Source organism: Neglectibacter timonensis (assembly GCF_900048895.1).
Lineage (GTDB): Bacteria > Bacillota > Clostridia > Oscillospirales > Acutalibacteraceae > Acutalibacter > Acutalibacter timonensis.
The window spans coordinates 1262354-1277394 of the sequence record NZ_LT160640.1 but is presented as its reverse complement, the minus strand read 5'-3'; the positions used below and the strand labels follow the sequence as shown (position 1 = coordinate 1277394).

Genomic DNA, 15041 nt, shown 5'->3' with positions numbered 1-15041 from the left:
GGACCCGAACCGGAGGTGAGACTCCCAAGGGAAAATGATTCACAGGATCATTTTTCCTCCCCTCCTACGCTTTCTTACGTATAGAGTATTTCGCCCGCTGCAGCGGGCGAGCCGGGGCGTTTCATCTCGTCCTTTCCCCGCGGCGGCAGAGTACAAGTTAGTGACACCTCATCAGTCATCTACGGCGACAGCTTCCCCTTTAGGGAAAGCCTTGGACTGTGCGAACGACGGGAGCTGGTAGTGACATGGGAAACAAGCCAAAAGTCCAAAACGGCAGTTGAGAGGGGTTCTGCGTACCACTGGTACGCAGAACCCTCGCGCCTTAAAAATTTTTGAAAAAGGCCGGTAAAAACTTCATTTTTAAGACGATTACTGGATAGTCGATTTCCAGGACTCCTTCCAATTTTCCGGGATCTGTCAGAAACGATAGTTCCCTGCAGTGAGCTGGTATTCTCTGCCGTCGGGCAAAATCAGAACTGCTTCACAGTCAAAGGGCACGGTGATCTCAAAGCGGATACCTCCGTCCTCATAATACCAGGCTGATTCATACAGTCCGGAAGCAGTATGCATTTTCATTTCCGCTTTTCCGATACGCGGGTCCGGCTGGGGCCGGATAACAGCTTTTTTGTAACCGGGGGCCTCCTCACAGGGATTCAGGCCGCATACGTTGCGGTACATCCAATCTACAATGGAGCCGTAGGCATAGTGGTTCAGGCTGTTCATACCGGTGCCGCTGATGCTGCCGTCCGGCAGTACGGAGTTCCAGCGTTCCCAGACAGTGGTGGCTCCCATTTTTACTTCATACAGCCAGCTTGGAAAATCGTCGTTGAGAAGCAGGGTGTAGGCAATCTCATTGTGACCATTTTCCGAGAGGACCCGGCACAGGAAGGGGGTGCCGCAGAAACCGGTATCCAGATGCATGTTTTTGGCTTCCAGCCTTTTCTTCAGCTGAGCGGTCACCCTTTCCTTGGCTCCGTCGGGATAGAGCCCCAAGAATAGGCTGAGCACACAGGCAGTCTGGGTGCCCTCAATTTTAAAGGAACCGTCCGGCTGGAAATACTCGGAGAGAATGGCAGCCTTGATTTTCCTGCAAAGTGCAGAGTATTCCTCAGCGTCTGCTGTTAAGCCCAAAGCCTTGGCGGCTTTCGCAGTGAGAGAGGCGGAATAGTAGTAGAAGGCGGTAGCAGTATAGGGCAGACTGGTGGCGCCCAAGGGGTTCTGCTGGTCGTCGGTATCCAATGCCAGCCAATCGCCAAGCTGCATGCCACGCAGCCAGAGGCCGCGTCCTCCATCCGCTTCATCGTCCCTACGGATTCGTTCCACCCAAGTTTTCATAATGGGGTAATGGGCGCGCAGCAGGTTCTTGTCCCCGTAATTTTCGTAGAGGGCCCAGGGAAGAAGAGTGGCCACATCGCTCCAGATGGCGGTACCCTGAAAGGCGTTTTCAAACCAGAGGGCGCCGTCCTGGGCGTTCTTGAGCTTTGTCATGGGAACAAATACGGGAACCGCGCCGTCATGATAGGCTTCTTCCAGCGCTACATTTTTCAGGTAATGATGGAAGAATGCGGGCATATACAGGTTTTTGCAGGCAGTACCGCAGATTAGGGCGGCATCGCCCGTCCAGCCCAGACGTTCGTCACGTTGGGGGCAGTCGGTGGGGATATCCAGAAAATTGTCAAACTGGCCCCACATAGCGTTTTGGAACAGCTGGTTTACCTCTGTGTTCCCGGTTTCAATGGAACCGATAGGATCGATATCGGAACGGATATGGCAGGCAGTGAAGTCTTCTGCCTTTACATCTGTGACGCCCTCCACCTTTACATAGCGGAAGCCGTAGAAGGTGAAATGGGGGCGCACATGGGCAGGGCTTCCATCTGAAATGTAAAGGTATTCGCACTTGGCGGTGCGCAGGTTGTCCCGGTAGAAGCACTCCTCCTGAAGAATTTCCCCGTAAGACAGCTTAATCTTTGTCCCCGCAGGCTCGTGCGCTTCAAATTCTACCCAGCCCGTCATGTTCTGGCCGAAATCCAGCACGGTTTCGCCCCTTTTGGTGTGGAGGATTTCTTTGGGAGCGAAGGTATACTTGCAGACGATTTTGGGATCGATACGGGCGGTAAGCAGCTCGGCGCCGTCCTCCAGCACCTGTACAGGGAAGCTTTCAGCCTGGCAGCCGGGAACAGACCAGTCGGGAATCCGCCTGGCTGCGTCGAAGATTTCGCCGTCGTAAATATTGCTTTCCAAAACTGGGGAGGGCAGGCAGCGCCAGCTTCCGTCAGAAGCCAAGACTTCTTCATGACCGTCCTGGTAACGGAGATGGAGCTCGCAGAGGAATTTCATGGTATCCCCGTAAATGTTCTCCTGCCGGTCAAAGGTCATACTGCCTTTATACCAACCAGGGGCCAGAGAAGCTCCCAAAGTGTTTTCACCATCCTGCAGCAGGGCGGTTACATCAAAGGTTTGGTACTGCAGCATCATGTCATAGCAATGGAAGCCGGGCAGCAGGTATTCGTCTCCGGCCTTCTTTCCATTGACCTCCAGTTCATAGATACCCAGGCCACAGGCATAGATTCGGGCAGATTCCAGGGCGCTGCCTGCTGTGAAATTACGGGTGAGAAGGAAATGCTCGTCCTTAGGGAAAGTGGAGGTGATCCACTTGGCGGCCCAGGCTTCTCCCTCTTTGGCGGTTTCAAACCAGGACTGAGCGCTGCCGCTGTCGCCTGCGTCGCCCCAGACTGTGACGTTCCAGAAATAGCGGGTGCGGGGCAGCAGGACCAGCGCCGGCTCAAATCCCAGGGAGCTGATGGTTTTCTGCCTGCCGCTGTCATAGACAGGACCTTCCTCCGTCCAAATTTTAATCTGGGCTGCTTCCTGTTTTTTGCTTTTCGTATCCTCTGTGACCCAGGAGAGGGAGAGGGGAGAAAGGCCCATACCCAGGGGCTCTGTAAAGTGGCTGGCACGCAGATCGGTTACCTTCATAAAAAACGTCCTTTCTTCTCTGTTGTGAGTTTCGTGTTAAGCGAGCGCCGGATTTGTTCCGTGATTCCTTACCTGTTTTCTGTGGTTTCCCCGCTGCTGGCTGGCTTCCAGTAATGGGGGAGCAGCTCCCGAAGCGGGAGCGCCCTGTTTTCCGCCACCAACACCAACGTTTCCGGATTTCCCAGCTGCATCAGGAATTCCCGGCAGCGCCCACAGGGCGGCATGATGGATTTATCCCAGCCCACCGCCACAATCTGTTCCACCCGGCTTTCGCCGGCGGTGAGCATGGCGGAAATGGCGGCATGTTCTGCACAGAATCCCATACTGCAGGATGTATCGATGCACACTCCGCGGTAGATGCTGCCGTTGTCTGTCACCAGGGCGGCGGCAACGCCCCCGGCCTCCACATCGTCGGAAATCCGGCGGGGGTTCAGTGTCTGAACCGCAATCTCATAAAGTTCCTTCCAATCCATCATGTGTTCGATTCCTCTCCAGGGCCGTTTCCCTCCAGACAGAAAGCATCAATCCCCCGAAGACGCGGGCTCCTCTCTTTCAGGACGGATTTCCGGCTGTTTTCTCCAGTATACCTTGAAACGCGGGAAAAAAATAGGACGTATTTTATGAAAAAATACGTCCTTACTTTTCCGCGGAAGGGGAAGAGCATAATTGACTTTCCAGCGGTTTCAGAGTATGATAGAGCATATTTGATTTGTACGGACATTTGGCCGGGAAAGGAAAGAGGAGTTATGAGCAAAAAATTTGCGAAAATCACATTGGACCGGGATTTCCGGATCAGCCGGATTGACAAGCGCATCTACGGTTCGTTTATCGAGCATCTGGGCCGTGCTGTCTATACCGGCATCTACCAGCCGGGGCATCCCACGGCGGACGAAGCCGGGTTTCGGAAGGATGTGCTGGATCTGGTGAGGGAGATTGGGGTGCCCATTGTAAGGTATCCCGGCGGCAACTTTGTCTCCAATTTTTATTGGGAGGACAGCGTGGGCCCTGTGGCGGAGCGTCCCCGGAGGCTGGAACTCGCCTGGCGCAGCACGGAGCCGAACCTGGTTGGGGTCAATGAGTTTGCCGATTGGAGCAAGAAAGCGGGCAGCGATATCATGCTGGCTGTGAACCTGGGGACTCGGGGGATTGACGCCGCCTGCAATCTGCTGGAGTACTGCAACCATCCCTTCGGCACCAAATACAGCGACCTGCGGATTTCCCACGGCGTCAAGGATCCCCACGATATCAAGGTGTGGTGCCTGGGCAACGAGATGGACGGCCCCTGGCAGACCGGTCACAAAACGGCGCTGGAATACGGCAGGCTTGCCGATGAAACCGCAAAGGCCATGAAGCAGATCGACCCCTCTATCGAATTGGTGGTTTGCGGCAGCTCCAACACCGGCATGCCCACCTATCCCCAGTGGGAGGCGACGGTGCTGGAACAGGCCTATGACGATGTGGATTACATCTCTCTGCACACCTATTATGGAAACCGTTTCCACGACACGGCGAACTTTCTTGCCCAGTCGGACGACATGGACCATTTTATCAAAACAGTGATCTCCACCTGTGATTTTGTCAAGGCAAAGAAGCGCAGCAAGAAGGACATGATGCTCAGCTTCGACGAATGGAATGTCTGGTTCCATGCCAATGAAGAGGATGACGACACCATGAAGAACCGTCCCTGGTCGGTAGCGCCCGCTTTGCTGGAGGATCACTATGATTTCGAGGACGCCCTGCTGGTGGGGTTGATGCTGATTACCCTTCTGAAGCATTCCGACCGGGTACGCATGGCCTGCCTTGCCCAGCTGGTGAATGTGATCGCCCCTATCATGACGGAAAAGGACGGCCCTGCCTGGAAGCAGACGATTTACTATCCCTATTTGCACGCATCCAAATACGGAAGGGGCGTGGCGCTGAACACAGCGCTGCGAGCCTCCCGGCACGACACGATGGATTACTCCGGAGTAACAGATGTGGAGAGCGCAGCCGTATGGAACGACGAAGAGGAAGAGCTGACCATCTTTGCCGTCAACCGGGACCTGCAGGAGGAGATTGTATTGGAGAGCGATGTGCGCAGCTTTGAGGGGTATGAGCTTTTAGAGCATATCGTGTTGGCCCATGAGGAGATGACCGCCGTGAACAGCGCCCAAACCCAGGCGGTGCTGCCCAAGTCCGTAACCGGCTGGGACGGGTTGGAGAGCGGGTTCCTCAGCAGCAGGCTGCCAAAAGCTTCCTGGAATGTGATCCGCCTGAAGAAAAAGGGATAACTGCGGCTCAGGTAGAAAGGCGTCCGGGTATGAGATGGGAGGAAGGGCGATGATAGAGGGTTATTGTCAGCCAAAGGAAATAGCGGTTGAGGAAGGGATTTCTCTGGTGAAGTACTATCCCTACTATCGCTGTACCCTAAAATGGTATCAGGATCCAGGGCTGTGCAAACAGGTGGACGGCGCCGCCGTGCCGTATGACCGGGAACGCCTTGGCAGAATGTACCGGTTCCTTTCTTCAAAAGGCGAATGCTACTATATCAAAGTGAAAGAAAAGGGAAGGTGGCGTCTGGCGGGCGATATCTCCCTGTGGAACGGTATGATTTCGGTAGTACTATGCAAGGAATGTCAGAACAGGCACATCGGGCGCAAAGCGGTTGCCTGTCTGCTGGGACGGGCAAAAGAGGTGGGCTGGCGTTATGTGGATGCAGAGGTGTATGAGTTCAACCGCCAGAGCCGGCAGATGTTCCTGTCCGTGGGCTTTCAGCCCATAGAACGAGAGAAGCTGAGATATGAGCTTCCAGGATGACTTCGAAATGACAGGACTGTAGAACGGAAAGGAGGGGGAAAGTGTATTTTTCTCCCTCTTTTTGAATATGACACACTGCTGTCATATTTTGCCCTGTAAACTGAAAGCAGACAAAGCGGATGGGGAGGAAGCTCGCCCTGCGCTGTGTTATGAAAAAACAGAGGAAAGAAAGGAAGATAAAAATGGAAGACATGAAATTCTGTCAAAGCTGTGGTATGCCCCTGACGAAAACTGAGGACTTCGGCACGGAAAAGGATGGAAAGCTTTCTGAAGATTACTGTGTCTATTGCTATAAGGACGGCGCCTTCACCGCCGATTGCACCATGGAGGAGATGATCGACTTCTGCGCGGCGCCTATGGTTGCGTCCAATCCCGGTATGGAAGAGGAAGAAGCGAAAAAGCAGATGCGTCAATTTTTTCCCCAGCTCAAGCGCTGGCGCTGAGCAGGCAAGAGAGGGAGAACGGGTAAATGAAGATGGCGGAGCAGGAACGGGATCCGCTGCTGATTGCTCCCTGCGGGATGGACTGCATGGTTTGTTACCGGCACTGTGCCTGCAAAAAGCCTTGCGAGGGATGCAGGAGCAGCGGGCAAAACAAACCAGGCCATTGCCGCAAATGCGAAATCAAAAACTGCGCAGCTGAAAAAGGACTCGTCTATTGCGCGGAATGCCCTGGGTATCCCTGCAGGAAGCTGGAAAATCTGGAAAAACTTTATACCCGTCGTTACGGGATTAGCCTGATGGAACAGGGGCGGTTTGTGAGGGCCTGTGGGGAGGCAGCTTTCCTGGATAGGGAGCGGAAAAGGTACGCCTGTCCGGCTTGCGGCGGCGTGGTTTCCCTGCATGACGCCCAATGCAGTGAATGCGGGTTGGGGTGGAAGCTTCCGGAGTGCTGAGCTCTGCCGGCCAAGTGCGGCACGGTCAGAATGGTTGGCCGATGGGAAGGTTCTGCTGCAAATAGCGCCTCAGAGAAAATGATACAAAAACACCTTTGAATTTGGCTGGTAACAGCCATTTTCAAAGGTGTTTTCTTTCCCGTTAGAATAGGGGCTTTTTTGTTCAATGCAAAATAAGAGAAGTGTCAAACCGTCGGGTACGATTTGTTCAGCGGCTGCCTGGGCTTGTCTCGCCTTCCCAAATTGCCGGATGCGGGGCTTTTCAGGCTGCCGTCAGCTTTGAGCAGCGCACAAATACGGTGGCTGCCTCGCTGCGCAGCGTGCTGCTGCCGGGGTTGCAGCGGCTGTGTTCATCCCCCTGGATGAGACCCAGGCCGGAGCAGTAATAAACAGCCTCCCGGGCCCAGCCGGAAATTGCCCGGTCATCCTGAAAGGTTCCGGAAGCAGGGCTTTCCAGGTTGGGTGACAGGATGTTGAAAAAGACCTTGCACATCTCCTCGCGGGTGATGGGGGCGTCGGGACGGAAAGTGTCGCCATAGCCGTTCATCACGCCGTTTTCTTTGGCCCAGGCGACAGCCGGCGCATACCATGCTGTTTCCGCCACATCGGTATAAGAAGCGCCGCCGTAGCCGCTGAGGTCTGCCCCCAGCAAAGCGGCCATCACCTTGGCGAATTCTGCGCGGGTAATTTTCCGGTCCGGTTCGAAGAGGCCCTCGTTGTTTCCGCCGAAGAGATTCAGCCGGTAAGCTGTCTCTACGGTCTCATAATACCAGGCGCTGCGCTTTACATCCGGGAAGGTGAGGGGCGGATAGTTGCCGCCTTGATATTCGTAGGCTTTCCGGTTTTTCTCCGGATAGGAGAGAGAAACGTCGCTGTGCTTTGCCGGAGCAGTATAGGGATTCTGTTCCCTATGCTCGGGTTCCTCACAGAAGGGGACGAGCCCCGCCTTTGTTTGGGAACCGATCAGAAAATAGGTGTGGGAAACCTCATCCCCCGCGTCGTCCCAGGTGAGATCCAGATTGTACCATTCCCCGTCGTCCATTTTCACGTTATTCCACATGTGATTTTCGCTGACGGCAAGTACGCAGGGAATCTCCAGCCGGTCGCAGAGTACTTTGAAGGCCTTGGAGTAGCCGTCGCAGACAGGGGAGGCTCCGCTGTTCTCCACCAGGGCGCTGTAGGCGGTGTGGGACAGGCTTTTGGAATTGTCGTCCAGTTCGCCCTCGGCATAGATGTTGCGCGCTGCCAAAAGGTCGTGCGCCGCCTTGACCTGGGTGTACCGGTCCGCGGTCTGGTCGATTTCCAGAAGCAGCTGCTGCACAGCTTCTTCCATCTCTGCCGCCATTTCCGTTTCCCGGCCGCCGTAGACCATCTCAAAGCCGTAGGTGATGCCGGTGACCTTCACGCTGGTGGAATTGACCTTGCTCCACTGGTAGCCGTATCTCATGCGGGAAGCCCAGAAAACTTCGGGGTGATCAAAGCGGTATGCCACCAAGGCGGACAGCAAATCGGTATATAGAGAATAGAGCACGGGCTCCGATGTGGAAGAAAGGGTAAATTTCCGCTGGGCGTCAAAGCTGCCGGCAAGGCGCAGGCCGTAAGCGCCCTCAACATGGGCTGAGAGAGTTAAATAGCCGTCGGCATCCTGACCGTCTGTGATGCGTTCCAAGGTCATCCCGCTGAGCGCTTCATAGCAGGCTTTGGCGCGAGTGTTCAGCTGTTCGTAAAACGAGCCTGTTCCCGGAGCCGGAGCAGTGAAAAGCTCCGCCGCATTCTCCAGGTCTTCTTCGGCGGACCGCAGGGAAAATCCACCGTCAGTTTCCTCGGGATATTCTGCTGCCACAGCTTCCTCCGGGACATAACCTCCTTCTGCCGCCAGGGCTGTAAAAGGCAGTGCGGCTGCCAGCAAAGCCAAAGCCAGCAGGAGGCTCAGCGCTTTTTTCCAAATTTTCATCGTTTTTATTCCATCCTTTCTCCGAACCGAGACCCTCTGCGGAAGGTACGGCGGAACAAAAGGCCATATGGAGATTCCTCTGCTCTCCAGGCTGTTCCAATTTGGTTCCATTATCCCTGAATGGGAAACGGTTGTCAATCCTTTTCCGGGGAAGAGATAAGCTCCGTTTTGAAATTTTGTAAACATGGAATGAGTTTTATTCTAAAAAGATTCAGGAAAATCGCCTTTTCCTGAACAAGTTATGTCAAATAAAGGGATTGCGCTTGCAATTCCGGATACTTTATGGTAAAATGTAACCAATTTGTAACTTTTGAGAGGAAATAAGCGGAACAGGCTTCTGCATCCATGTTCCATCGGAGAAAGGATTCCCTGCGTATGAGAATGAGAGAAATGAAACATAGCATGAAAAACCGAAACAGGAGCGGCTGGGTGCGGCTGTTGGCTGCGGCCCTGGTACTCTGTGTGACAGGGTACGCTCTGCCCGGGCTGACGCTGAACGCCCAGGCTGCGGAGATAGGGTCTGTTCTGCATTTTGCGGAGCACGGCATCAAAGCCTATGTGGAGGGCTGGCTATATGCCGGGGCCGGAAAAGGCGAACAGGTCAAGGATGAAAACGGCAATTTGACCCGGCAGTCGGATTGCGCCGGGCTGCTCTATGCCTACTTCACCGATAACAAGATGTCGGCCCCCGCCGGCGGAGCCACTTCTCAGGTGACGTATAACTGCGCGTTCAACGGCGACCTGGATGAGCTCTACGGGATTCCCCGGATTCACGGCCTGGCGGTCACCGCGCCGGACTACAGAGATCCCGAAACTGGTATCTATGGGCATATCGGCATCTACATAGGAAACGGCGAGGCAGTGGACAACAGCACTTACGGCGTCAACATGCGCCGCCAGGCGATCTCTGAAAACAGCAGCTGGAACGCCTGGCACCTGTTCGACAACGGCCTGCGCTATCCCACCAACGGCTGGTATTCCATGAACGGGGCCATGTACCACTACACGGACTATCAGTATGACGTGGATACCCAGGTGGACGGCTATCAGATTGGCAGCGACGGCGTTGCATACGGCGAGGACGGCGCTCCCATCCCGGTGGACAACAGCATGGAGAATGAGGGATATGCCAGCGCTTCCCAGGTGGCCTCTTACCTTTCCAGCTTGGGTTACAGCGGAAAGGACAGCACCTATGAGCTGATTTACGGAGGCGGCTCCGAAGACCCGGATCCGGAATACAACGGCAAAATCACTGGGAACGAGGTGCGCCTGTGTTCAGAACCCAACACCAATTCCTCTGTTGTCACCCATATGTCCAAAGGGACAAAGGTGAAAATCCTGACAGAGGTGGAGGGCGAGTCCATCTCCAACGGTGGACAGGCTTCCGCCAAATGGTATCAAGTCGTCACGTCCTCCGGAAAAGAGGGCTATGTGAGCGCCTGGTTTGCGGAATATGTTTCCAACGGGAACGGCGGCGCCACCACGGAGCTGAAAGCGCCTTCCGTCATGGTGAGCGGCAGCACGGTGCTCCTCTCCACGTCTACCGTTGGCGGCAATATCTATTTTACCACGGACGGCACCCAGCCTTCGGAGGCCAATGGGATGATCTATACCGGGCCTGAACTGACAATGGGCTGTACCTACCGGGCTGTTACGGAAAAGGATGGGAAGCTCAGCGAGGTGACCACCGTCACCGTAACCGGCAATGGGATGCTGTTCACCGACGTTACTGACAAGGACTGGTTTTTCAGCGCAGTGGATGAAACCGTCAGGCGTGAGATTTTTAACGGCTCCGGTACCAACGAGTTCGGTCCCAACGGCCTGATGACCAGGGCCATGCTGATGACGGTTCTGGCGCGGCTTGACGGCGTGGATACCACGGGAGAACCCTGGTATTCGAAGGGCCTGGAATGGGCCGTGAGCAACGGCGTTTCCGACGGCTCAACCCCCCACGGGCAGATCACCAGGGAGCAGCTGGTGACCATGCTGTACCGTTATGCCGGAGCGCAGCCGGGTTCTCCCGAGACGCTGAATGAATTTGCGGATGCAGGCAGGGTGAGCGGTTATGCGCTAGACGCCATGCGCTGGGCCACAGAGAACAAGATTATCCAGGGCAATGAGGGAAACCGTGTGGAACCCAAGGCAGAGGCCACCCGCGCTGAAGTGGCGGTGATGATGCAGCGGTTTCTCCATTTGGCAGGCTGACCGCTGAGCAATCAGAAAATTGACAGGAAAGGATACTCCTGAAGCCGCTGTTATGGCTTCAGGGGTATTTTTCTGTGGGTAAGATCTTCTTTTTCTTCCCTTTTTTCAGGTTTTCCTGTATGATTAGAAAAGAAAATCCCGGGAGAGGATTTCCGGCCTCCGCTGCGCTTCAGGCTGCGGTAAACAGGAGAAAAGGGAGCAAAACCATGCAGGTGACAAATTTACAGGCACGCCGGTTTCTGTTAAAGAAGCAGGGGCTTTGGGGCCCCTACAGATTCCGGGGAAAGCAGGGGGCGCTTGCCTATATCAGGCAGGCGGGCTGCATCCAGTTCGACCCCATCGACGTGTGCGGAAAAAACCCCGAGCTGGCGCTGCAGTCCAGGGTAGCGGGATTCCGGAAGGAAATGCTTTCCAGCCTGCTTTACAAGGACAGGCTGCTGCTGGATTATTTTGACAAGAACCTTTCCATCTTTCCCGCAGAGGATTGGAAATGCTTCGGGCGTACCCGGGATGCCTTCCGCCGCCGTCTGCGCAGCGGGGAGGAGATTGCGGAAGTGGAGGAAGAGGTGCTGCGCCTTGTGCGGGAAAAGGGGGCTGTTTGTTCCCGGGAGCTCTCCTTTGACCGGAAGGTGGACTGGGCCTGGGCATCTACGCGCCTTTCCCGCGCAGCCCTGGAGAGCCTTTATTTCCGCGGGGTGCTTGTCATCCACCATAAGGAGGGCACCGTCAAATATTACGCGGACTTCCGGGAGTGCTTTCCGGAAGAAATTTGGAATGCGCCGGAACCCTTTGCGCGGGAGGAAGACTATTTTTGCTGGCGGGTCAAGCGGCGCATCGGCGCGGTGGGCTTTCTGTGGGACCGCCCGTCCGATGCCTTTTTGGGGATCGACGGCCTCAACAGCGCCCGCCGTACCTCCTGTTTTTCCCGCTTGGCAGCCCAGGGAGAAATTGCGCCTTTGGAGGTAGAGGGATTGTCAAAGCCTGTGTACTGCCTGCAGGAGGACCTGGCGCTGTTGGACGAAGCGCCGCAGGGCAGAACCCGCACAGAATTTCTGGCTCCGCTGGACTGCATGCTATGGGACCGGAATCTCATCCGGGAGCTGTTTGGGTTTGACTACAAATGGGAAATTTATACCCCTGCCGAGGAGAGGAAATTCGGATACTACGTGTTACCCGTGCTTTCTGGAGACATTCTGGCCGGCAGGATTGAAGCGGTGCGGCATACTGCCAGAGGGGAGCTGGAGGTGCGCCGTTTCTGGCCGGAGTCGGGCGTGGGAAACACCAGGGCCCTGAGGCAGGCCGTGGCCGCCTGCGCGGGCAGGTTTGCAAAATTTCATGGGTGCGGAGACTGCCTCCTGCCGCCGGAGCTGCTGTAAAGCGGCCGCGCCTGTTTCCCAGCTGCCGGCTTGCTGCGAAAAAAGCAGTCGCAGCAGGGCTTTTTCTGTTGACAAACGGGACGTAAAATGAAATAATAAATTTTCGGGGAACCGGAAAACATCCGCTTTCCTCAGCCTGCGAAAACAGGCGTTTTTCTGAACGACAGCCGGGAAGACCCGGGAAACAATATTGGAGGGAACTAAGCTGTGAGCACAGAGCTTTTAAAAGCCTATGAGCCGAAAGAGGTAGAACGCAGAATTTATGATTTCTGGATGCAGGGCGGCTATTTTCATGCCGAGCCTGACCCGGAGAAAAAACCCTATACCATTGTAATTCCCCCGCCCAACATCACGGGACAGCTCCATATGGGACATGCCCTGGATGAGACCATGCAGGATATCCTGATTCGCTGGAAGCGGATGCAGGGTTATTCCGCCCTGTGGCTGCCCGGCACGGATCACGCCTCTATCGCCACCGAGGCAAAGATTGTGGAAGCCATGCGCAAGGAGGGCATCACAAAGGACGATATCGGCCGGGAGGGCTTCCTGAAGCGCGCCTGGGAATGGAAGGAAAAGTTCGGCGGCCGCATTATCGAGCAGCTGAAGCTTTTGGGCTCCTCCTGCGATTGGGACCGCCTGCGTTTCACCATGGACGAGGGGTGCAGCCAGGCTGTGCGCCACGTGTTCGTGAAGCTGTATGAGAAGGGGCTCATCTACCGGGGCGAGCGCATCATCAACTGGTGTCCCAACTGCCGTACCGCCATTTCCGACGCAGAGGTGGACTTTGAAGAGAAGGAAGGCTCCTTCTGGCACCTGCGCTATCCTCTGGCGGATGGCTCCGGCTTTATCGAGCTGGCCACCACCCGTCCCGAGACCATGCTGGGCGACACCGCCGTGGCCGTTCATCCGGAGGATGAGCGCTACCGGGGCCTGGTTGGCAAAAAGGTGGTGCTGCCCCTGGTGGGCAAGGAAATCCCCATCATCGCTGACGAGTATGTGGAGATGGATTTCGGCACAGGCGTGGTGAAGATCACCCCCGCCCATGACCCCAACGATTTCGAGGTGGGCCGCCGGCACAATCTGCCCGTCCTCAATGTGATGGACGACGGCGGCATCATCAACGAAAACGGCGGAAAATATGCGGGGATGCCCGCACTGGAGGCCAGAAAGCAGATCGTCAAAGACTTGGACGCAGGCGGCTTCCTGATCAAGATCGAGCCCATCAAGCACAATGTGGGCACCTGCTGCCGCTGCCATACCGTGGTGGAACCCCGGGTATCCACCCAGTGGTTTGTGAAGATGGAACCTTTGGCGGAACCAGCCGTAAATGTGGTGAAGGAAGGGAAAATCAAGTTTATCCCGGAGAGGATGGACAAGATCTATTATAACTGGATGGAGAACATCAAAGACTGGTGCATCTCCCGCCAGCTGTGGTGGGGCCACCGTATTCCTGCCTGGTACTGTGCGGACTGCGGCGAAACCATCGTTTCCGAAACGGATGCCGACATCTGTCCTAAATGCGGGAGCAGACATCTCCGCCAGGATGAGGACACCCTGGACACCTGGTTCTCATCGGCGCTTTGGCCCTTCTCCACCCTGGGCTGGCCGGAAAATACCGAAGAGTTGAAATACTTCTATCCCACAGACACCCTGGTTACAGGCTATGACATCATTTTCTTCTGGGTGGCCCGCATGGTCTTTTCCGGTTTGGAGCATATGGGAGAGATTCCCTTCAAAACCGTGTTTTTCCACGGCCTGGTTCGGGATTCCCAGGGCAGGAAGATGAGCAAATCCCTGGGCAACGGTATCGACCCCGTGGAGGTCATCGACCAGTACGGCGCGGATGCCCTGCGCTTTACCCTGGTTACAGGCAACAGCCCCGGCAACGACATGCGCTTCTCCGACGAGAAGGTGGCGGCCAGCCGGAATTTTGCCAATAAAATTTGGAACGCCGCCCGCTTTATCCATATGAATATTGACGGGAAGGAAGTTCCCTGCAGCCTGCCGGAAGCCTTGTCGCTGGAGGATCAATGGATTGTCAGCCGGTTCCATGCCGTTGCCAGGGAAATGACGGAAAATTTGGATAAATTTGAGCTTGGCATTGCGGTGGCGAAGCTGTACGATTTCATTTGGGATGATTTCTGCGACTGGTATATTGAGCTTGCCAAGATAAGGATGAACGGAGAAGACGAAAGCTCCGCCCAGGCAGCCCGCCAAGTGCTCACCTGGACCATGAGCAATACGCTGAAACTGCTTCATCCGTTCATGCCCTTCATCACAGAGGAGATTTGGCAGAGCCTGCCCCATGAGGGCGAGGCCCTGATCGTGGCCGGCTGGCCGGAATACGACGAAAAGATGTATTTTCCGGAGGCGGAAGCGGAGATGACGAAGGTGATGGAGCTTATCACAGCTGTGCGCACCCGCCGCAGCGAGATGAACGTGCCGCCGTCAAAGAAGGCCCATCTCTATGTGGAGACGGCGGATGCAGAAGCCTTTGCTGCGGAGCGGGACGCCATTGCCCGGCTGGCCTATTGCAGCGGCGTGGAGATCGGCGATAGCTTCCAGGTGGGAGAAGGCGCGGTCACCGTGGTCACCGCCGCCTGCAGGGGTTATCTGCCTATGGACGACCTGGTTGACAAAAAAGCGGAGCTTGCCCGCCTCACCAAAGAGCTGGAAAATGCGAAGAAACAGCTGCAGAACGTGGAAGCAAAGCTGGGGAATGAAACCTTCATGAGCAAAGCGCCCCAAAATGTGGTGGACGGCGTGAAAGCAAACGGTGAAAAGCTGAAGGAAAAGGTCAGGATGATTGAGGAGTCGCTGAAGGCTCTGCAATAATATG

General features: G+C 55.5%; 10 protein-coding genes. 7 read left to right on the top strand and 3 right to left on the bottom strand.

Going from position 1 to position 15041, the window contains the following annotated elements; translation table 11 throughout:
* Positions 1 to 417 precede the first annotated feature (417 nt).
* Positions 418 to 2976, bottom strand: coding sequence for an alpha-L-rhamnosidase (locus BN3911_RS14990; protein ID WP_066867018.1), 2559 nt, complete (start codon positions 2974 to 2976; stop codon positions 418 to 420).
* A 68-nt stretch (positions 2977 to 3044) separates the two neighbouring features.
* Positions 3045 to 3452, bottom strand: a complete 408-nt coding sequence (locus BN3911_RS14985) for a cytidine deaminase family protein (protein ID WP_308211539.1) — start codon at positions 3450 to 3452, stop codon at positions 3045 to 3047.
* A gap of 270 nt (positions 3453 to 3722) precedes the next feature.
* Here BN3911_RS14985 and arfA point away from each other — a divergent pair, with 270 nt between their 5' ends.
* From arfA to BN3911_RS14960, 4 genes are all read left to right on the top strand, one after another.
* Positions 3723 to 5246, top strand: a complete 1524-nt coding sequence (gene arfA / locus BN3911_RS14975) for an arabinosylfuranosidase ArfA (protein ID WP_066867014.1) — start codon at positions 3723 to 3725, stop codon at positions 5244 to 5246.
* Between the two features lie 49 nt (positions 5247 to 5295).
* Positions 5296 to 5772, top strand: coding sequence for a GNAT family N-acetyltransferase (locus tag BN3911_RS14970; protein WP_066868013.1), 477 nt, complete (start codon positions 5296 to 5298; stop codon positions 5770 to 5772).
* A gap of 182 nt (positions 5773 to 5954) precedes the next feature.
* Positions 5955 to 6215: a zinc ribbon domain-containing protein gene (locus BN3911_RS14965; protein WP_066868010.1), complete on the top strand. Its 261-nt coding sequence runs from the start codon at positions 5955 to 5957 to the stop codon at positions 6213 to 6215.
* A gap of 26 nt (positions 6216 to 6241) precedes the next feature.
* Positions 6242 to 6667, top strand: coding sequence for a DUF3795 domain-containing protein (locus BN3911_RS14960; protein ID WP_066867012.1), 426 nt, complete (start codon positions 6242 to 6244; stop codon positions 6665 to 6667).
* A 262-nt stretch (positions 6668 to 6929) separates the two neighbouring features.
* Here the strand turns inward: BN3911_RS14960 and BN3911_RS14955 are convergent, their stop codons facing one another.
* Positions 6930 to 8621, bottom strand: a complete 1692-nt coding sequence (locus BN3911_RS14955; RefSeq protein WP_066867010.1) for an S-layer homology domain-containing protein — start codon at positions 8619 to 8621, stop codon at positions 6930 to 6932.
* Between the two features lie 375 nt (positions 8622 to 8996).
* Here BN3911_RS14955 and BN3911_RS14950 point away from each other — a divergent pair, with 375 nt between their 5' ends.
* From BN3911_RS14950 to BN3911_RS14940, 3 genes are all read left to right on the top strand, one after another.
* Positions 8997 to 10826, top strand: a complete 1830-nt coding sequence (locus tag BN3911_RS14950; RefSeq protein WP_066867008.1) for an S-layer homology domain-containing protein — start codon at positions 8997 to 8999, stop codon at positions 10824 to 10826.
* A 206-nt stretch (positions 10827 to 11032) separates the two neighbouring features.
* Positions 11033 to 12202 carry a winged helix-turn-helix domain-containing protein gene (locus BN3911_RS14945; protein ID WP_066868008.1) on the top strand — a complete coding sequence of 390 codons (1170 nt, stop codon included), beginning with the start codon at positions 11033 to 11035 and terminating at the stop codon, positions 12200 to 12202.
* Between the two features lie 207 nt (positions 12203 to 12409).
* Positions 12410 to 15037, top strand: coding sequence for a valine--tRNA ligase (locus tag BN3911_RS14940; protein WP_066867005.1), 2628 nt, complete (start codon positions 12410 to 12412; stop codon positions 15035 to 15037).
* Positions 15038 to 15041: the final 4 nt, after the last annotated feature.